19 protein-coding genes are annotated in these 19,570 nt (G+C 65.1%); 14 read left to right on the plus strand and 5 right to left on the minus strand.

What is annotated here, in order from left to right:
* The first annotated feature begins 15 nt into the window (after positions 1-15).
* Positions 16-840 (plus strand): amidohydrolase family protein, encoded by an 825-nt coding sequence (locus tag MNAB215_RS11660; protein ID WP_077079003.1) that lies wholly within the window; start codon positions 16-18, stop codon positions 838-840.
* Positions 837-2,387 carry an acetolactate synthase large subunit gene (locus MNAB215_RS11665; protein ID WP_077079004.1) on the plus strand — a complete coding sequence of 517 codons (1,551 nt, stop codon included), beginning with the start codon at positions 837-839 and terminating at the stop codon, positions 2,385-2,387. Before MNAB215_RS11660 ends, MNAB215_RS11665 begins: the two co-directional genes overlap by 4 nt.
* On the opposite strand, the gene MNAB215_RS11670 is transcribed toward MNAB215_RS11665, so the two are convergent.
* From MNAB215_RS11670 to MNAB215_RS11685, 4 genes are all read right to left on the minus strand, one after another.
* A complete protein-coding gene (locus MNAB215_RS11670; protein WP_077079005.1) occupies positions 2,373-3,080 on the minus strand; it encodes a serine hydrolase in 708 nt (235 codons plus the stop codon). The genes MNAB215_RS11665 and MNAB215_RS11670 overlap by 15 nt on opposite strands.
* 4 nt (positions 3,081-3,084) lie before the next feature.
* A complete protein-coding gene (gene fadD17, locus MNAB215_RS11675) occupies positions 3,085-4,596 on the minus strand; it encodes a long-chain-fatty-acid--CoA ligase FadD17 (protein WP_077081941.1) in 1,512 nt (503 codons plus the stop codon).
* A gap of 82 nt (positions 4,597-4,678) precedes the next feature.
* A complete protein-coding gene (locus tag MNAB215_RS11680; RefSeq protein WP_077079006.1) occupies positions 4,679-5,776 on the minus strand; it encodes an acyl-CoA dehydrogenase family protein in 1,098 nt (365 codons plus the stop codon).
* Between the two features lie 20 nt (positions 5,777-5,796).
* Positions 5,797-6,975 carry an acyl-CoA dehydrogenase gene (locus tag MNAB215_RS11685; RefSeq protein ID WP_077079007.1) on the minus strand — a complete coding sequence of 393 codons (1,179 nt, stop codon included), beginning with the start codon at positions 6,973-6,975 and terminating at the stop codon, positions 5,797-5,799.
* A gap of 178 nt (positions 6,976-7,153) precedes the next feature.
* On the opposite strand from MNAB215_RS11685, the gene MNAB215_RS11690 reads away from it, so the two are divergent.
* The 12 genes from MNAB215_RS11690 to MNAB215_RS11745 all read left to right on the plus strand — a co-directional run bounded on the left by MNAB215_RS11690 (position 7,154) and on the right by MNAB215_RS11745 (position 18,967).
* A complete protein-coding gene (locus tag MNAB215_RS11690) occupies positions 7,154-7,345 on the plus strand; it encodes a ferredoxin (RefSeq protein ID WP_077079008.1) in 192 nt (63 codons plus the stop codon).
* Between the two features lie 34 nt (positions 7,346-7,379).
* Complete coding sequence (locus MNAB215_RS11695) at positions 7,380-8,285, plus strand: 3-oxoacyl-ACP reductase (protein ID WP_077079009.1); 906 nt, start codon at positions 7,380-7,382, stop codon at positions 8,283-8,285.
* Between the two features lie 235 nt (positions 8,286-8,520).
* A complete protein-coding gene (locus MNAB215_RS11700) occupies positions 8,521-9,285 on the plus strand; it encodes an MlaE family ABC transporter permease (protein ID WP_077079010.1) in 765 nt (254 codons plus the stop codon).
* A 7-nt stretch (positions 9,286-9,292) separates the two neighbouring features.
* On the plus strand, positions 9,293-10,135 hold the full coding sequence (locus tag MNAB215_RS11705) for an MlaE family ABC transporter permease (RefSeq protein WP_077079011.1): 843 nt from the start codon (positions 9,293-9,295) through the stop codon (positions 10,133-10,135).
* A gap of 17 nt (positions 10,136-10,152) precedes the next feature.
* Positions 10,153-11,355 carry an MCE family protein gene (locus MNAB215_RS11710; protein WP_077079012.1) on the plus strand — a complete coding sequence of 401 codons (1,203 nt, stop codon included), beginning with the start codon at positions 10,153-10,155 and terminating at the stop codon, positions 11,353-11,355.
* Positions 11,355-12,407 carry an MCE family protein gene (locus MNAB215_RS11715; RefSeq protein ID WP_077079013.1) on the plus strand — a complete coding sequence of 351 codons (1,053 nt, stop codon included), beginning with the start codon at positions 11,355-11,357 and terminating at the stop codon, positions 12,405-12,407. The genes MNAB215_RS11710 and MNAB215_RS11715 overlap by 1 nt, the downstream gene beginning before the upstream one ends.
* Positions 12,397-13,461, plus strand: coding sequence for a virulence factor Mce family protein (locus MNAB215_RS11720; protein WP_077081942.1), 1,065 nt, complete (start codon positions 12,397-12,399; stop codon positions 13,459-13,461). The genes MNAB215_RS11715 and MNAB215_RS11720 overlap by 11 nt, the downstream gene beginning before the upstream one ends.
* Positions 13,458-14,888, plus strand: coding sequence for a virulence factor Mce family protein (locus MNAB215_RS11725; protein ID WP_077079014.1), 1,431 nt, complete (start codon positions 13,458-13,460; stop codon positions 14,886-14,888). Before MNAB215_RS11720 ends, MNAB215_RS11725 begins: the two co-directional genes overlap by 4 nt.
* Entirely contained in the window at positions 14,885-16,042 is a 1,158-nt protein-coding gene (locus MNAB215_RS11730) for a virulence factor Mce family protein (RefSeq protein ID WP_077079015.1), read from the plus strand. The genes MNAB215_RS11725 and MNAB215_RS11730 overlap by 4 nt, the downstream gene beginning before the upstream one ends.
* An 11-nt stretch (positions 16,043-16,053) precedes the next feature.
* The gene (locus MNAB215_RS11735) at positions 16,054-17,790 is read left to right on the plus strand and encodes a virulence factor Mce family protein (RefSeq protein ID WP_077079016.1); all 1,737 of its coding nucleotides are present in this window, start codon (positions 16,054-16,056) and stop codon (positions 17,788-17,790) included.
* Positions 17,790-18,476 carry a mammalian cell entry protein gene (locus MNAB215_RS11740; protein WP_077079017.1) on the plus strand — a complete coding sequence of 229 codons (687 nt, stop codon included), beginning with the start codon at positions 17,790-17,792 and terminating at the stop codon, positions 18,474-18,476. The genes MNAB215_RS11735 and MNAB215_RS11740 overlap by 1 nt, the downstream gene beginning before the upstream one ends.
* Positions 18,476-18,967 (plus strand): mammalian cell entry protein, encoded by a 492-nt coding sequence (locus MNAB215_RS11745; protein WP_077079018.1) that lies wholly within the window; start codon positions 18,476-18,478, stop codon positions 18,965-18,967. Before MNAB215_RS11740 ends, MNAB215_RS11745 begins: the two co-directional genes overlap by 1 nt.
* Before the next feature lie 3 nt (positions 18,968-18,970).
* Here MNAB215_RS11745 and MNAB215_RS11750 read toward each other — a convergent pair whose 3' ends face one another.
* The gene (locus MNAB215_RS11750; protein ID WP_077079019.1) at positions 18,971-19,549 is read right to left on the minus strand and encodes a hypothetical protein; all 579 of its coding nucleotides are present in this window, start codon (positions 19,547-19,549) and stop codon (positions 18,971-18,973) included.
* Positions 19,550-19,570 lie beyond the last annotated feature (21 nt).

Raw genomic sequence — 19,570 nt, forward strand, 5'->3', positions numbered from 1 at the left:
TAGAGTCGAAACGCGATGACGATCGATGTGTGGATGCAGCATCCGACTGCGCGGTTCCTGCGCAGCGACATGTTGGCATCGCTGCGGCGCTGGACCGGCGAAGCCATCCCGGACGACGACATCCCGATTTCGGCGACCATCGCGGCGATGGACGCCGCCGACGTCGACCTCGGCCTGCTCAGCGCGTGGCGCGGCCCGGGTGGCCAGGACCTGATCTCCAACGACGAGGTCGCGGAATGGATTCGTCTGCATCCCAATAGGTTTGCCGGGTTGGCGACCGTCGACTTGGACCGACCCATGGACGCCGTCCGCGAGCTGAGGCGCCGGGTCAGTGCAGGGTTCGTGGGCCTGCGGGTCGTGCCGTGGTTGTGGAACGCGCCGCCCACCGATCGCCGCTACTATCCGCTTTTCGCCGAATGCGTCGAGGCCGCGGTTCCGTTCTGCACCCAGGTCGGCCACACCGGTCCGCTGCGGCCATCGGAGACTGGACGCCCGATTCCCTACATCGACCAGATCGCTCTCGACTTTCCCGAGTTGGTGATCGTGTGCGGACACGTTGGCTACCCGTGGACCGAAGAGATGGTCGCCGTGGCGCGCAAACACGAGAACGTCTACATCGACACCTCGGCCTACACGATCAGACGGCTGCCCGAGGAACTCGTCCGGTTCATGAAAACCGGTACCGGACAACGCAAAGTCCTGTACGGCACCAACTATCCGATGATCGCCCACGGACATGCCCTGGCGGGACTCGACGATCTCGGGCTGACGGATGAGGCCCGCCGAGACTTTCTGCACGACAATGCCACTCGCGTGTTCAGACTGGAGGCAACGAAGTGAACGGCGCTCAGGCCTTGATCAACACCCTGGTCGACGGCGGCGTCGACGTGTGCTTCGCCAACCCGGGCACCTCGGAGATGCATTTTGTGGCCGCACTGGACGACGTGGCGCAAATGCGCGGCGTCCTAGCGCTTTTCGAGGGCGTCGCCACCGGTGCGGCCGACGGATATGCCCGCATGGCCGACCGGCCCGCGGCGGTGCTGTTGCACCTTGGCCCCGGGCTGGGCAACGGCCTGGCCAACCTGCACAACGCACGTCGGGCCCAGGTGCCCATGGTGGTCGTGGTCGGCGACCACGCCACATACCACAAGAAGTACGACGCCCCACTGGAATCCGATATCGACGCGCTTGCCGGCACCGTCTCCGGCTGGGTGCGCCGCACGACGGAGGCCGCCGCCGTCGCGACCGACGCGGCCGAGGCGATCTCCGCCTGCCGGGCGGGCTCGTACATCTCGACGCTTATCCTGCCCGCCGACGCCTCCTGGTCGGAGGGTGCCCAGCCCGCCACACCAATACCCGCCCAACCGGCGGCGGCCGACCCGCTGCTGGCCCCCGAGGTGCTGGCGGTGCTGCGATCCGGAGAGCCGACGGTGCTCATGGTGGGTGGCGACGCCACCCGGGGCGCCGGGCTTTCCGCGGCCGCGCGGATCGCCGCGGCGACGGGCGCAAGGCTGCTGTGCGAGACATTCCCGACGCGGCTGGAGCGTGGTGCCGGCATCCCCGCCGTCGAGCGGCTGGCGTACTTCGCCGAGGCCGCCGCGGGTCAATTGGACGGTGCCAAGCACCTGGTGCTGGCCGGGGCCAAATCGCCGGTCTCCTTCTTCGCCTACCCGAACATGCCGAGCGACCTGGTTCCCGCCGGCTGTGAGGTGCACGTGCTCGCCGGGCACAGCGGTGCCGCCGACGCCCTCGCGGCGGCGGCCGACGAGCTGGCGCCGGGCACCGTTGCCGCGGTGGCCGCCCCGTCGCGCCCGCAGCTGCCCATCGGCGCCCTGACGTCGGCGTCGGCGGCCGACGTGATCGGGGCACTGCTGCCCGACCGGGCGATCGTCGTCGACGAGTCGAACACCTCCGGTCTGCTGCTGCCGCAGGCCACCGCCGGCGCACCCGCCCATGATTGGCTGACACTAACCGGCGGGGCGATCGGCTACGGCATCCCAACCGCCGTCGGCGCTGCGATCGCCGCCCCCGATCGTCCGGTGCTGTGCCTGGAATCCGACGGGTCGGCGATGTACACGATTTCTGGACTCTGGACTCAGGCGCGCGAGAACCTCAACGTGACTACGGTCGTGTACGACAACAGCGCCTATGACATCCTGCGCATCGAATTGGCGCGGGTAGGCGCCGGGTCCGCTCCCGGCCCCAAGGCTCTGGCCTTGCTCGATCTGTCAAGCCCGACAATGGACTTCGTAAAAATCAGCGAAGGCATGGGAGTTCCGGCCCGCCGGGTAAGCACGGCCGAGGAGTTCGTCGCAGCCTTGCGCGACGCCTTTGCCGAACCCGGGCCGCACCTGATCGACGCGGTCGTCCCGTCAATAGCGGGCTAGCACGGGCAGACGGCTGACAAGCCAGTTGGCCAAGGTATTGAGCACCTCGACTCCTGCTTCGAACACTGCAGCCTCGGCGGCCAGCGCGACACCCCATTGCCCGGATGGAGTCGGCATGACGCCGAATTGCCGGACCAGGTATTCGCCTTCGGCCCCCGGCCCCCAACCACCCTTTGCCGCAATGCCTTTGGCGGCGAGTCCCCAGCGGTGGCCAGCGGTCAGGTTGCCCATCAAATCGATGACGTCGGCCGCCCCCTCGATGGACGGCAGCTGCGCCGCGAACCGTGCTTGTCGCTGCAGGGTCCACTGTGTCTGGCCGAACGCAGTGTAACCCCTTCGCAGGCGCCGTGATTCGACCTCGGTTTTGGTATCACCGCCCTCGGCGATGATGCCCTGCACCTGGCGGGCCGCGTCCGCCGGATCGCCCAGCCCCGACCACAACTCCTCGGACGCGCGATTGTCGGATTCGGTGATGGCTTTGACGGCCAGGTCGCGTGCGCGTAACCAGTTGCAGCGCAGTGCCGCGATCGCCAAGGGCACTTTGATCGTCGACCAGGCCACACCTGAGGACCAAGTGCCCAGCGCATAGGTACGGTCCGGTCGGGCGATCGCGATACCGACGTCGGCCGGCACCGACGCGGAAAGCCGTTCAAAGCTCGCTTCGAGCGCGAGCTCGAGAGGCCGAGATGTCATGTGACTAACGCTGAATCGGCCACACCGGTTCGCCGCAGTCGACGCCCTCGGCCGACAACTGACGTTTCAACACCTTGAACGTCACGGTGCGCGGCAACTCGGTGCTGACCCGGACGTACGACGGCCACTGTTTGGGCCCCAGGTCGGGCTGCTCGGCCAGGAACGCCCGGAATTTCTCGGCGTCGAATTCGGCACCCGGCGCCAGCACCACCGCGGCCATCACCTGGTCCCCGACGGCTGGGTCCGGCACCGGATACACCGCAACTTCGGTCATATCCGAATAGCGTAGCAACACCCGCTCGATTGGGGCCGCGCCGAGGTTTTCACCGTCCACCCGCATCCAATCACCAAGCCGCCCTGCGAAATACGCGTATCCAGCTTCGTCGAGATAAGCAAGGTCGCCGCTGTGATAGATGCCGCCGGCCATCCGCTCGGCCATGGCGGCCTCGTCGTTGTAGTAGCCCTCAAAGCTACCGGCGCCGGTCGTGTTCACCAGTTCGCCGACAACCCCCGGCGGGCAAGGCGCGCCGGTATCGGGGTCGACGATGGCGACCCCGTCGGGTAGCGGCCCCAGTGCGCCGGCAGGAGTGTCCGGGGTGCGGGCGATGGCCACGCCGAGTTCGGTAGAACCAAACCCATCTTGAACGGCACAGCCGAACCTGCGGCCGAAGCGCTCGACGTCGCGCGGTACGCCCTCATTTCCGTAGACCGCTCGCAGCGGGTTGTCCGTGTCGTCGGGCTGCTCGGGGGTGGCGAGCACGTAGGACAACGGCTTGCCCACGTAGTTGGCGTAGGTGGCGCCGTAGCGGCGCACGTCCGGCAAAAATCCCGACGCGGAGAACTTGCGTCGCAACGCCAATGACCCGCGGCACGCCGCGGCGACCGCCCACCCGACCAGTACGGCGTTGGAATGAAACAGGGGCATCGACACGTAGCAGACATCGTCGCGGCCCAGGCCGAACCGCTGGGTCATGCCCTGGCCGGCCCTCCCGACCTTGCCGTGGCTGACCATCACCGCCTTGGGATCGCCGCTGGTGCCCGAGGTGAAAAGCAGCATGAACAGGTCCGCGGGCGAGGCGGACTGGAAGACCAGCTCGACGTCGCGATGCGCGGCCACCTCCTCGGCCCACTCGGCGGAGTCGACGTTCACATACTCGGTACCGTCCAGCGCCGCAGCCGAATTCGAGTCCGTCAACACCACCTGGCAGTCGGCCCGGCGGATATCGCGGGCGAGTGCCTCGCCGCGCCGCACCGGGTTCAGGCCCGCCGGCACAATCCCGGACATCCCGGCGGCCACCAGCATGGCCGAGAAAAACGGCGTGTTTTCCAGCAGCACGCCGACGTGCGGTGGCCTGTTCGGGTCCAGACGGGCACGCAGTGTCGCCGCGATGGCCGCGGCGTGCTGGACATGATCACGCCAGCTGACGAATGAGTCTTCGAAATAGACGCCCTGGTCGTCGATCTCGGCCAGTGGTACCAGCAGGTCGGTGACGGTCGGGTCGGTCGACGCGTGCAATTCGCCCACTCGCCCTCACCGCCTCGCGGCTGGGGGTGCCCCCACCTCGGTCGCCCATACGAACCGCATCGTCGTCGGGCCGTCAGGCTGGGGTGTCCGCCAGCTCGCGGCCGATCCGGCGCAGCTGTCCGGTGGCGCCGCCGAGTGCGAACTCGGTTTCCTTGGCGGCCAGGAAGTAGCGATGCACCGGGTGATCTGTGTCGACGCCGACCCCGCCGTGCACATGCACGATGGTGTGCGCGACCCGGTGGCCGGCATCGGCGGCCCAGAACGCCGCACTGGCCACGTCGATCTCGGCGGGGATGTCCTCAGAGACGCGCCACGCCGCCTGGGTGAGCGTCAGCCGCAAACCCTTGACGTCGATGTAGCCATCCGCCAGCCGCTGTGCAACCGCCTGGAAGCTGCCGATCGGACGATCGAATTGCTCACGCTCACGGGCATATTCGGCGGTCATTTGCAATCCACGGTCCAGCACCCCGAGCTGATACGCGCTGCGGCCCAGGGTCGACAGCGTGCCCAGCCACGCGACGACGTCGCCTCCGCCGACCTGCCGACCAGCGTCCAGCTGGGTGCCGTCCAGAGCCAGCTGTGCGACGCTTCTCAAGCCGGTTGTTTGCAGCGGGGTCACCGTGACACCGGGGTCGTCGGTGGCGACGAGGAAAACGGCTGTGCCGGAATCTGTTTCGGCGGGCACCAGGAATGCGTCGGCCACCGGGCCGAAGCCAACCTGGGTGCGGGTGCCGGTCAGCCGGTATCCCTCACCATCCCGGGTCGCCCGCACCGGCCCCTCGCCCATCTCGCCGTCGAGCGCGACGGCCAGGATCTTGTCGCCCTTCACCGCGGGTACACCCCAGGCCTGCTGCAGTTCCTCGGAGCCGAACCGCGCCAGTGCACCGGCACCCAGCATCACCGATTCCAGGTACGGCACGGCGGCCAGCTGGCGACCCAGCGCGACCAAAATGGCCACCTGCTCGAGCGCGCCGAAATTGTCACCGCCCAGCACCGAGGCCGACGCGCTGGTCAGGATATCGGCGCCGACCAGCTTGCCCCACAGCTTGCGGTCGAAGCGTTGCTCGAGCGCATCCAGTTCCCGCTGATGCTCCGGCGTGCACACCGAGTCGACGATGGTGTCGACCAGGCCGCCGAGGTCAACTGCGGCTTCGGTTGTCGTGAAGTCCATGAATGTATGTCCTTTGTTGCTTAGCGGCTTCGGGGCAGTCCGAGCGCGACCATGCCGATGATGTCGCGCTGCACTTCGTTGGTGCCGCCGCCGAAGGTCAGGATCAGGCACGCCCGGTGCATCCGCTCGACCCGGCCACGCAGCAACGCGCCCGGCGAATCCTGCCGCACCGTCGCCGCGGTACCCAGCACCTCCATCAGCAGCCGGTAGGCCTCGGTGGCCAGCTCGGTCCCATAGACCTTGGCCGCCGACGCGTCCGCCGGCCCCAGGGTGTGGTCTTCGGCCGACGCCAGTTCCCAGTTGATGAGCTTGAGCACCTCGACCTTGGCGTGCACCCGGGCCAGGTTGATCTGCACCCACTCCGAATCGATGAGCCGGGCCCCGCTGGCGTCCTTGGTGTGTTGCGCCCATTCGCGGACCTCGCGGAGGGCCAGAAAGATCGGTTGCGCTGACACCAGGGCGACCCGCTCGTGGTTGAGCTGGTTGGTCACCAGTTTCCAGCCGCCGTTCTCCTCACCGACCAGGTTCGTCACCGGGACGCGCACGTCGGAGTAATAGGTCGCGCTGGTGTCTACGCCGGCCATGGTGTGCACCGGGGTCCACGAGAACCCCTCGGCGGTGGTCGGCACGACCAGCATGGAGATGCCGCGGTGTTTCTTTGCTTCGGGGTTCGTGCGCACCGCCAGCCAGACCCAGTCGGCGTAGGCGATCAGGCTGGTCCACATCTTCTGGCCGTTGATCACGTAGTCGTCGCCATCGTGCACCGCGGTGGTGCGCAGGTTGGCCAGGTCGGTGCCGGCGCCCGGCTCGGAGTAGCCGATGGAGAAGTGCAGCTCGCCGGCCGCGATCTTGGGCAGGAAGAACTTCTTCTGCTCGTCGGTGCCGAAGGCCATGATGGTCGGTGCCACGCTGTTGATCGTCAGGAATGGCACCGGTACGCCCGCAATCGCCGCCTCGTCGGTGAAGATCAGCGAGTCCATCGGGGAGCGGTCCTGGCCGCCGTACTCCTTGGGCCAGTTCAGGGTGAGCCACCCGTCCTTACCCATCTGCGCAACGGTGTCGCGATAAGCGCTGCCGGTCCCGACTTCGCCCTGTGTGGAGTGCAGCGCTTCGGCGCGCTCAGGCGTCATCAGTGTGGTGAAGTACGACCGCAGCTCGCGACGCAGTTCCTCTTGTTCAGGGGTGTAACTGATGCGCATTCCGGCTGTCCTTTGGTTAACGTGACACGCTGTAACTCGACCAACGGCTACCCGATTCGTCTTCCCGGTTGTAACACGTTCTAGTCTGGGAATCCAGCGACCGTTTCCTCAGACGTACCGGGGTCCTATGGTGTAGCTACCTCATCAACGGATATAGGCCAGCTTCAAGGAGGGTGCCGTGCGGGTGATCGTGGATCGTGACCGGTGTGAAGGGAACGCCGTGTGCTTGGGAATCGCGCCGGACATCTTCGACCTGGACGATGAGGACTATGCCGTCGTGAAAACCGATCCGATACCGTCCGACCAAGAAGAATTGGCCGATCAGGCCATCGCGGAGTGCCCGCGCGCGGCGCTACTGCGCGAGGGCTAGCGGCGAGTGACCCGAAACTAGAGGTATTCATAAATTGACTAGCAGCACGAACGCGACCGATCTTTCCGGAAAGGTCGCGGTGGTAACCGGCGCGGCTGCGGGGCTGGGACGCGCCGAAGCGCTCGGCCTGGCCCGCCTCGGCGCCACCGTCGTCGTCAACGACATCGCCGCCGCACTGGACGCCTCTGACGTCATCGACGAGATCGCCACGCTGGGCTCCAAGGCCGTCGCGGTGTCCGGCGACATTAGCGAGCGCGCGACGGCCGACGAACTGGTTGCCTGCGCGGACGGACTGGGCGGACTCAGCATCGTGGTGAACAACGCCGGGATCACCCGCGACCGGATGTTGTTCAACATGTCCGATGAGGACTGGGACCAGGTCATCGCCGTGCATCTGCGCGGGCATTTCCTGCTCACCCGCAATGCCGCCACCTACTGGCGCAGTAAGGCCAAGGACGCCGGAGGGCCGATCTTCGGCCGGATCGTCAACACGTCGTCGGAGGCCGGCCTGGTGGGGCCCGTGGGCCAGGCCAACTACGGCGCGGCGAAAGCGGGCATCATCGCGCTCACCTCGACCGCCGCCCGGGCACTGGGCCGCTACGGCGTGTGTGCCAACGCGATCTGCCCGCGGGCCCGCACCGCGATGACGGCCGACGTGTTCGGTGCGGCACCCGAAGACGACGTCGACCCGCTCTCGCCCGAGCATGTGGTGAGCCTGGTCCAGTTTCTGTCGTCCCCCGCCGCCGAACGGGTCAACGGACAGGTATTCATCGTCTACGGGCCCCGGGTGACGCTGGTTTCGGCGCCCGTCGCCGAGCACAAGTTCGACGCGGACGGCCCCGCGTGGGAGCCCGCACAACTCAGCAGCGCGTTGCAGGACTACTTTGCTGGCCGCGACCCGGAGGTGGGTTTTTCCGCGGTTGGTTTGATGGAACAATAGCGGCAAATAGTTACTTTCCGGGGGGAATGAGCTAGTAGAACGTGTGTCAGATTGGTAATACGGCAATGGCGTTGACCTGGACAAATTAACGGTTTAGACAAGAAATACCGTTCATTGACACCGTGTACTTCTTCTGAGTTAATATGAGCCGGCTCACAGCGAGCCGAGTGCGACCGAGGACGGAACAAAGGCGACGCACAGACTTCGCCGTGAGCAGCAAAGGGGGGGTGCCGCGTTGATCGAACAACTTGCGGTCCCGGCCCGCGCTGTCGGCGGATTTTTCGAAATGATGATCGACACGGGCCGCGCCTCTTTGCGACGGCCGTTTCAATTCCGCGAGTTCCTGGATCAGACGTGGATGATCGCGCGCGTCTCTTTGGTCCCAACATTGTTGGTGTCCATCCCGTTCACGGTCTTGGTCGCATTCACGCTCAACATCTTGTTGCGGGAAATCGGCGCGGCCGATTTATCCGGCGCCGGAACAGCATTCGGCACCATCACTCAGCTCGGCCCGGTGGTGACGGTGCTCGTGGTGGCCGGTGCCGGCGCCACCGCGATCTGCGCCGACCTGGGTGCGCGCACCATCCGCGAAGAAATCGACGCGATGCGCGTGCTCGGCATCGACCCGATCCATCGGCTGGTGGTGCCGCGCGTGCTGGCATCCACGGTTGTCGCGCTGCTGCTCAACGGTTTGGTATGCGCCATCGGGTTGTCGGGTGGCTACGTCTTTTCGGTTTTTCTGCAGGGCGTCAACCCGGGCGCGTTCATCAACGGGTTGACCGTATTGACCGGACTACGTGAGCTGGTGCTCGCGGAAGTCAAAGCGCTGCTGTTCGGCGTGATGGCCGGCCTGGTCGGGTGTTACCGCGGCCTGACCGTCAAGGGTGGGCCGAAGGGCGTCGGCAATGCCGTCAACGAAACCGTCGTCTATGCCTTTATTTGTCTGTTCGTCATCAATGTCGTGATGACGGCGATCGGCGTGCGGATTTCGGCGAAGTGAGCGGCCGATGAGTTACGACCTCACTTACCGTTTCCGCAACGCCATATCGAAACTGCAAGGGCCGATTGACGATTTCGGCGAGCAAGCGCTGTTCTACGGCCAGACGGTGCGTTATGTCCCCAACGCGCTGACCCGCTACCGCAAAGAGACCATCCGGCTTATCGCCGAGATGACGCTGGGCGCCGGCGCCCTGATCATGATCGGCGGCACGGTCGGCGTCGCTGCGTTCCTGACGCTGGCCTCCGGCGGCGTCATTGCCGTTCAGGGCTATTCGTCGCTGGGCAACATCGGCATCGAGGCGCTGACCGGCTTCCTGTCGGCCTTCCTCAACGTCCGCGTTGTCGCGCCGGTGATCGCCGGTATCGCGTTGGCGGCGACCATCGGCGCGGGCGCGACCGCCCAATTGGGTGCGATGCGGGTGTCCGAGGAAATCGATGCCGTGGAATGCATGGCGGTGCACTCGGTGTCCTACCTCGTGTCGACCCGGCTGATCGCCGGCCTGGTCGCGATCATCCCGCTGTACTCGCTGTCGGTGCTCGCAGCCTTCTTTGCCGCCCGCTTCACGACGGTGTTCATCAACGGGCAGTCATCGGGCCTCTATGACCACTACTTCAATACCTTCCTCATCCCGTCGGACCTGCTGTGGTCATTCCTGCAGGCCATCGTGATGTCGATCGCAGTCATGCTCGTCCATACCTACTACGGCTACAACGCAACCGGTGGTCCGGTGGGCGTGGGAATCGCAGTCGGCCAAGCCGTGCGGACCTCGCTGATCGTCGTTGTCGTCATTACTTTGTGCATCTCGCTGGCGGTGTACGGCGCGTCCGGTAACTTCAACCTCTCGGGTTAAGGGGACCGCTTAAAAATATGGCAGAGGGCGAAGCGCGACGTACAACTGTCCGGCTGGCAGCGGCGCTGCTGGCCAGTTTCTTGGTGGCGTCAGCCGTCTTGACGTACCTCTCCTACACGGCCGCGTTCGCTTCGGTCGACACCGTCACGGTCACGTCGCCGCGGGCCGGGCTGGTGATGGACAACGGCGCCAAGGTCAAGTTCCGCGGCATTCAGATCGGCAAGGTCACCGACATCGACTACGCCGGTGACCAGGCCCGGCTGACGTTGGCCATCAACAGCGACGACTTGCACTACATCCCCTCCAACGCGACGGTGCACATCGCGGGCAACACCATCTTCGGGTCCAAATCGGTGGAATTCATTCCGCCCCAATCGCCTTCGCCGACGTCGCTGCGTCCGGATGCGCACGTGAGCGCTTCGATGGTGCAGCTCGAAGTCAACACCTTGTTCCAGTCGCTCGTCGACTTGCTGCACAAGATCGACCCGGTCGAATTGAACGGGACGCTGAGCGCACTTGCGGAAGGTCTGCGCGGTCACGGCGACGACTTCGGTGCATTGCTGTCGGGACTGAATACCCTGACGCTGCAGGCGAACCCGAAGCTGGGTGCACTGCAGGAGGACTTTCGCAAGACCGCTGTCGTCACCAACATCTATGCCGATGCGGCCCCCGACCTGAACAGGGTTTTCGACAACTTGCCGACCATCAGCAAGACCGTCGTCGATCAGCAGAAGAATCTCAACGACACGCTGCTGGCCACGATCGGCTTGTCCAACAACGCTTATGAGACGTTGGAGCCAGCCGAGCAGAACCTCATCGATGCCATCAACAGGCTACGGGCGCCACTGAAGGTCGCCGCCGATTACTCACCGGAATTCGGTTGCCTCTTCGCCGGTATCGGGCGAGGTATCAAGGAATTCGCCCCGTTGATCGGTGTCCGCAAAGCGGGGCTGTTCACCTCGTCGAGTTTTGTCTTGGGCGCGCCGGCCTACACGTATCCGGAGTCGCTCCCGCAGGTCAACGCCTCCGGAGGCCCGAATTGCCGTGGCTTGCCGGACATTCCGACCAAGCAGACCGGCGGGTCGTTCTATCGCGCGCCCTTCCTGGTCACCGATAACGCCAATATCCCGTATGAGCCGTTCACCGAATTGCAGTTCGACGCACCGTCGACGTTGCAGTTCTTGTTCCACGGCTCCTTCGCGGAACGCGACGACTTCTGATGGCGGAAAAGGTCATGCCGTCGCACCGGTCGATGGTGATCAAGGTCAGCCTCTTCGCGCTGGCGATGCTGTTGGTGGCCGCGGGCCTGGTGGTGGTCTTCGGTGACTTCCGGTTTGGTCCCGAAAGTACCTACCACGCAACCTTTATCGACGCGTCTCGGTTGAAAGCGGGACAAAAGGTTCGCATTTCCGGAGTGCCGGTCGGTTCGGTGCAGGGCATCAAGCTCAACCCGGACAACAGCGTCGACGTGGAGTTCGTCGTCGACCGCCGCTACACCCTGTACTCGTCGACACGTGCGGTGATTCGGTACGAAAACCTGGTCGGTGACCGGTTCCTGGAAATCACGTCGGGTCCGGGGGAGCTGCGGAAGCTGGCGCCCGGCGCGACGATCAACGCCCAACACACGCAGCCGGCACTGGATCTGGACGCGCTGCTGGGTGGACTACGGCCGGTGCTCAAGGGTTTGGACGCCGACAAAGTCAACACGCTGAGCAGCGCCCTCATCGAGTTGTTGCAGGGGCAAGGCGGCGCATTGTCGAACGTGCTGGCCGACACCAGCGCATTCTCGACCGCGCTCGGTCAGCGCGACCAGCTCATCGGTGACACGATCACCAACCTCAATACGGTGTTGGGAACCATCGACCAGAAGAGCGCGCAGTTCTCGGCCAGCGTCGACCAGTTGCAGCAGTTGATCACCGGGCTGGCCAAGAACAAAGACTCGATCGCGGGCGCGATCCCGCCGCTGGCGTCGACGACAACGGATCTCACTGAGCTGCTGCAGACTTCGCGCCGGCCGCTGCAGGGCATCCTGGAAAACACCCGGCCGCTGGCCACCGAGCTGGACAACCGCAAGGCCGAGGTGAACAACGACGTCGAGCAACTCGGCGAAGACTATCTGCGTCTGGCCGCGCTGGGTGCCTACGGATCGTTCTTCAACATCTACTTCTGCTCCGTGACGATCAAGATCAACGGACCGGCTGGTGGCGACATCCTGTTGCCCCTCGGTGGCCAGGTGGATCCCAGCCAAGGGAGGTGCGCTTTTGTCAAATAATCCAAAGCGCGAACGGGACCCGCTACGCACCGGCGTCTTCGGCGTGGTGCTGGTCATCTGCGTGGTGTTGATCGCCTTCGGCTATTCAGGCTTGCCGTTCTACCCCCAGGGCAAGGTGTACGACGCCTACTTCACCGACGCAGGCGGAATCTCGCCCGGCAACGCTGTTTACGTGTCGGGCTTCAAGGTGGGCAAAGTGCAATCCGTCGGTCTGGCCGGCGACAGCGCCAAGGTGACTTTTTCGGTGGACCGGCACGTCGCGGTCGGTGACCAGTCGTTGGCCTCGATCCGCACCGACACCATCCTCGGTGAGCGTTCCATTGCGGTGACTCCGGCGGGCGGCGGTAAAGCGACTTCCATTCCGCTGAACCGGACGACCACGCCGTACACGCTGGCCGGCGCGCTCGAGGATCTGGGGCAAAACGCAAACAACCTGAACAAGCCACAGTTCGAACAAGCGTTGAACGTTCTCACCGACACGCTGCACGACGCGACCCCCGAGCTTCGGGGCGCGCTGGACGGGGTGACGACGTTGTCACGCACCCTGAACCGTCGTGACGAAGCGCTGCAAAGCCTGCTGGCCCATGCCAAGTCGGTGACTGGGGTGTTGTCCCAGCGCGCCGATCAGGTCAACAAGTTGGTCGACGACGGTAACCAGTTGTTCGCCGCGCTCGACGAGCGGCGCTCCTCGCTGCAGCAATTGATCTCGGGCATCAGTGAAGTCTCAGCACAGATTTCGGGCTTCGTCGCCGACAACCGCAAGGAATTCGGCCCGGCGCTGAGCAAGCTCAACGACGTACTGAGCAACCTCAACGAGCGCCGCGACTACATCACCGAGGCCCTCAAACGGCTGCCCACCTACGCGACAGAGCTGGGCGAGGTGGTTGGGTCCGGACCCGGATTCAACGTCAACGTCTATGGCGTGATCCCGGCGCCGCTGCTCGCTGCGATGTTCGACTTCTTCTATCAGCCCGGCAAGCTGCCGGCCAGCCTCGCCGACTACCTGCGTGGCCTCATTCAGGAACGCTGGATCATTAGGCCGAAGTCGCCATGATCAAACGGGCTAACGGCAGCCGGGGGCTCCGCAACATCACCATCATCGCGCTGGTCGCGGTGCTGATCGGTGGTGTGTACACGCTGTACTCGTCCAACGGTGGTGGCCGAAAGATCGTCGGCTACTTCACCTCTGCTGTCGGTCTCTATCCCGGAGATCAGGTCCGGATTCTCGGAGTACCCGTCGGAAAGATCGATACGATCGAGCCACGGCCTTCCGACGTCAAGATCACCATGTCGGTGTCCGACGACGTAAAGATCCCGAAAGACGCCAAGGCCGTCATCATGTCGCCAAACCTGGTGGCGGCGCGGTTCGTTCAGCTCACCCCGGCATATACCGGCGGGGCGACGCTGCCCGACGGCGGCAGCATCGATCTGGCCCGCACCGCGGTCCCGGTGGAGTGGGACGAGGTGAAGGAGGCGCTGACCCAACTGGCCGTACAGCTGGGTCCGACGGCGGGATCGATGCACGGGCCGTTGGGCGCGGCGATCAACCAGGCCGCGGACACGTTTGACGGTAAGGGCGAGTCGTTCCACAACGCCCTGCAGGAGCTTTCGCAAGTCGCTGGGCGGCTTGGGGATTCGCGCAGCGACATTTTCGGCACGGTCAAGAATCTGCAGGTTCTGGTCAACGCCCTGTCGGCGAGCAATGAGCAGATCGTGCAGTTCGCCGGAAGCGTCGCGTCGGTGTCGCAGGTCCTGGCCGACAGCTCGCGCCACCTCGACAACACGCTGGGCACCCTCAACAAGGCGCTCTCGGATATCCGGGGATTCCTGCATGAAAACAACTCGACGCTTGTCGATACGGTCAACCAGCTCAACGACTTTGCCCAGACGTTGAACGACCAGAGCGACAACATCGAGCAGGTGCTACACGTGGCCGGTCCCGGTATCGCCAACTTCTACAACATCTACGACCCGGCGCAGGGCACGTTGAACGGGCTGCTGTCGATACCCGAATTCGCTAACCCGGTGCAATTCATCTGCGGAGGATCCTTCGAAACCGCGGCCGGGCCAAGAGCGCCGGACTACTACCGGCGCGCCGAGCTCTGCCGCGAGCGCCTGGGACCGGTGCTGCGCCGGCTGGCGGTGAACTTTCCGCCGCTTATGTTCCACCCGCTCAACACGATCACGGCATACAAGGGCCAGATCATCTACGACACCCCAGCCACCCAGGCCAAAGCGGCCACGCCGGAACCACAGCTGACCTGGATACCCGCCAACGGCGGACAAACGCCGGCTCCCAGCCAGAACCCCGCGGATCTGCAGGCTCTGCTCGTCCCGAGCGCCCCGCAGACGGGACCACCTCCTGGTCCGCCGCCTGCCGGCCCGAGCGCCGGCCTCGGGCAGGCTCCGGGCTCCGCATACGGGCCCTTGCCCGGCCCCGCGCCGGCCCAGACAGGTACCACACCCGGCGGTGGCGGATGAGCCGAATCTGGTTGCGCGGCAGCGCATTAGCGGCGGGCAGCGCGCTGCTAGCCGGTTGTCAGTTCGGCGGCCTGAACTCGCTGTCGATGCCCGGCACCGCGGGTCACGGCAGTGGCGCCTACTCGATCACCGTGGAAATGCCCGACGTGGCGACGTTGCCGCAGAACTCTCCGGTTATGGTCGACGATGTCACCGTCGGTAGCGTCGCCGGCATCTCGGCCGAGCAGCGCAGCGACGGATCCTTCTATGCCGCAGTGAAATTGGCGCTGGACAAGAACGTCGTGCTGCCGGCCAACGCGACCGCGACGGTTGCCCAGACGTCGCTGCTGGGGTCGCTGCACATCGATTTGGCTGCGCCGAAGGACAAGCCACCGACCGGCAAGCTGGTCAACGGGTCGAAGATCGCCGAGTCCAACACCGGCCGCTTCCCCACCACCGAGGAAGTGTTTTCAGCCCTCGGGGTCGTGGTGAACAAGGGCAATCTCGGTGCGTTGGGCGAGATCACCGATGAGGCCTACCAGGCTTTCGCGGGCCGGCAGAGCCAGTTCGTCGACTTGGTGCCCAGATTGGCCGAGCTGACCGGGGGACTCAACCGACAGGTTAACGACATCATCGATGCGATCGACGGCTTGAACCGATTCTCGGCGACCCTGGCGCAGGACAAAGACAATCTGGGCCGGGCACTGGACACACTGCCTGAAGCGATTCGCGTGCTCAACAAGAACCGGGACCATATCGTCGATGCGTTCGCGGCACTGAAAAGGCTGGCGACGGTGACTTCGAACGTGCTCTCAAAAACCAAGGTGGACTTCGCTGAGGACCTCAAAGGCATTTATTCGGCCCTAAAGGCGCTTAACGACAATCGAAAGAATTTCGTCACCTCGCTGCAGCTCTTGTTGACGTTCCCCTTCCCGAATTTCGGTATCAAGCAAGCCGTGCGTGGCGATTACCTAAACGTGTTCACCACCTTCGACCTGACCCTGCGCCGGCTCGGTGAGACGTTCTTCACCACGTCGTACGCACTTGACCCGAACATGATGCACATGAATGAAGTGCTCAACGCGCCTGACTTCTTGGTCGGCGAAATGGCCAACCTGTCCGGACAGGCGGCCGACCCGTTCAAGATTCCGCCCGGCACGGCATCGGGACAGTAGGGGCGGCGCAGATGATCGACAGACTGACCAAGATTCAGCTCGGCATATTCGCGGTGATCACCGCCGTCACGCTGACGATTATGGCGATTTTCTACCTGCGGCTGCCTGCGACGTTCGGGATCGGGACGTATGGCGTGAGCGCCGATTTCGTGGCGGGCGGCGGCTTGTACAAGAACGGCAACGTCACCTACCGCGGCGTCGCAGTCGGCCGGGTGGAGTCGGTGGGGCTCAGTCCCAATGGCGTCATCGCTGAAATGCGGTTGAACAGCGGGACCCCCATTCCGTCGAACGTCACCGCGACCGTCAAGAGCGTGTCGGCGATCGGTGAGCAATACATCGACCTGGTGCCGCCCGGGAATCCGGCGTCGACCAAGCTGCACAACGGATCTCGGATCGATCGGGCCAACACTCGGATCGGCCAAGACGTCGCCGATCTGCTGAAGCGGGCCGAGACATTGGTCAACAGCCTCGGCGACACCCGGTTGAAAGAGCTCCTGCACGAGACGTTCACCGCTGCCAACGGGTCGGGCCCCGAGCTGGCCAGGCTGATCGAGTCCGCGCGGCTGCTGGTGGACGAGGCCAACGCCAACTACCCACAGATATCGCAGTTGATCGACCAGGCAGGTCCCTTCCTGCAAGCGCAAATTCGCGCCGGTGCCGACATCAAGTCGCTGTCAGATGGGTTGGCGCGGTTCACCTCCGAGGTGCGTCAGGCCGACCCGCAGCTTCGGTCGACCCTGGAAACCGCCCCGGGTGCGGCCGACGAGGCCAGCACGGCCTTCTCCGGTATCCGGCCCTCTTTCCCCGCCCTGGCTGCCAGCCTGGCCAACCTGGGCCGGGTCGGTGTCATCTACCACAAGTCGATCGAGCAGCTGCTGGTCGTGCTGCCGGCGTTGTTCGCCGCGATCACTACGGCCGCCGGCGGTACGCCGCAAGACGAGGGCGCCAAGCTGGACTTCAAGCTCGATCTCAACGACCCGCCGCCGTGCGCCGTCGGTTTCTTGCCGCCGCCGTTGATGCGTACGCCCGCCGACGAGACGGTGCGGGAACTTCCAAGAGACATGTACTGCAAGGTCGCTCAGAACGATCCCAGTACCGTGCGCGGGGCGCGCAACTATCCGTGCCAGGAGTTCCCCGGCAAACGGGCGCCGACGATTCAGCAGTGTCGTGACCCGAAGGGTTACGTACCGGTCGGCCGCAACCCGTGGCGCGGCCCGCCGGTCCCGTACAACACGCCGGAGACTAATGGGCTAAACACGTTGCCGCCCAACAAGTTTCCCTATATACCGCCGGGTGCTGATCCCGATCCGGGCGTCCCCATTGCGGGGCCGCCCCCGCCCGGTGTGGCTCCCGGCCCCGGGCCGGTGCCGCGCCAGCCGGCGTTCGATCCGCCGCCACCCAACGACAGCGGGCCGCCGCCGGGCAACCCGTCGTGGATGCCGCCGGGAGTCCCGCCGGCCCCGCCCCAGCTCCCGTTTCCGAAGTGGTTGCCGCCGCCAGGACCGCCGCAGGGGATCAATCCGCCGCCGGCAGGGCCGGGTCCCGAAAAGCCGTGGGGCCCTCCGCCCGGCCCCGCCGCGGCCGGTCTGCAGCCGCAGGCCAGCGGTCCGTCTTATGCCACCTACGACCAGAACACCGGCGCCTTCAAGGACCCCGCAGGCGGCACTGGTATCTTCGCGGCCGGCGCGAGCGGCGTCTCCAGCGCCGAGAATTGGGTGGACCTCATGCTTGATCCGAGGCCGATGTAGTGGCTTCTGAGACACAACGGGTTCGTCGGCGGGCTTCGCGCGCGGCGGGCCCGGCGCAGGCCGAATCAACCCCGATCGCCGAGGTCCAGATCGACGTCCCGGCCGAGCCGAAGCGGCCGGCAAAGCCGGTCAAGGCGCTCAAGCGGGTCAAGCCGCCGCCGCGGCGGCAGCCGCACCGAGCCCTGGTTCGATGGATCTCAATTGCCGCCGCGCTCTTGGCAATTGGCGCGCTGGCCGGTTGTTTGACCTTTCTCATTGTCCAGCAACGGCACGCCGAGGCCCAACAGGCTCGCGATCAACGCTTCGTCGACACCGCCACGCAGATGGTGGTCAACATGTTCAGCTACAAGCAGGACAACATCGACGAGAGCGTGAATCGGTTCTACAACAGCACCAGTGGCCCGCTGCGGGGAATGCTCGGCGCCAACAACGCCGTCGAGAACCTCAAGGCCCTGTTCCGCTCTACCAACGCGACGTCGGAAGCGGTGATCAATGGCGCCGCTCTCGAGGCCAAAGATCCAGTCACCGACAACGCCTCAGTGTTGGTGTCGGTGCGTGTCACCGTCGCCGACATCGACGGGGTCCACAAGCCGTCCATGCCGTACCGGCTTCGGGTCATCGTGCACGAGGACGAGCAGGGACGAATGACCGGATACGACCTGAAGTATCCCAACGGGGGCAACTGATGCGGTGGCGGCGCTGGCTGCTCGCGGGCGTGGGTTACTTGTTGGTCGCCGGCATTGTCGGGTTGTCCGCAGCGGCCGGGTGGTTCTATTGGGACCGGGTGCAGACCCGCGGGGAGCAGGCGGCGCGGGCCGTGCTGCCCGAGCTGGCCGCCAGGGAAATACCCGAGGTCTTCGCCTACGACTATCAGACCGTCGAGCGTAGCCTCGCCGAGGCGTATCCGCTGCTGACTCCTGACTACCGGCAGGAGTTTCAGAAAAGCGCCAATACGCAGATCATCCCGGAGGCGAAGAAGCGCGAGGTGGTTGTCCAGGCCAACGTCGTCGGCGTCGGGGTGATGTCCGCCAAGCGGGATTCCGCGTCGGTGATGGTCTATCTGAACCGCACCGTGACCGACAAGTCACGGCAGCCGCTCTATGACGGCAGCCGGCTGCGGGTCGACTTCAAGAGGATCGGCGAGAAATGGCTGATCGCTTACATCACGCCGATCTAGTCCTCAGTAGCAGATCGCAATGTCGTTGCACTGCAACGGATAACGCTGGATGGGGCTGGGCGGAGGCCCGTTCAGCGCCAGCGAGAACGGCTGCTTGCTCATCGACGGCTGTAGGCCACAGACGGCGCCGTGCAAACTCGTGTGCGTACCGGTGAGAGTGTCGTTGTCGAACGCATAGGTTTCAGTGGATGTCCCGGTCCCGCCGCCCGGGCAGGAAACACCATCGGCCACGTCCACCTTGAAGGTCCACCGTTGGCCCACCAGCCGGGCCCGGCCACTGTAGTTCCCCAGCTTGTCCTGACGGCTGATCTGTTCGTCGGTGGTGCTGACTATGTTCAGAGAGCAGAAATCGGCCTGAATGTCCGGGTTGGAATAGTCCTTGTAGTAACGGCTTCCGTTGACCTGATCGCACAGCGCCGTGACCGTCCACGTCACCCCTGACACGCCTGCCTGGTTGAAGGTGTAGTTGCCATCCGCGGGTGGTCCGACCGCGCGCGCCGGGTTCCCCGATTCGAGCGCGATCCCGATTGCAACTGCGCAGCTAACGCCGGCGCCGGCGGCCAGCATGCGACGGATCTTCACGTCGAAACTCCCTTCACGCTG

Origin of the sequence: Mycobacterium numidiamassiliense (assembly GCF_900157365.1) — a bacterium.
In the GTDB taxonomy this organism is placed as follows: Bacteria; Actinomycetota; Actinomycetes; order Mycobacteriales; family Mycobacteriaceae; genus Mycobacterium; species Mycobacterium numidiamassiliense.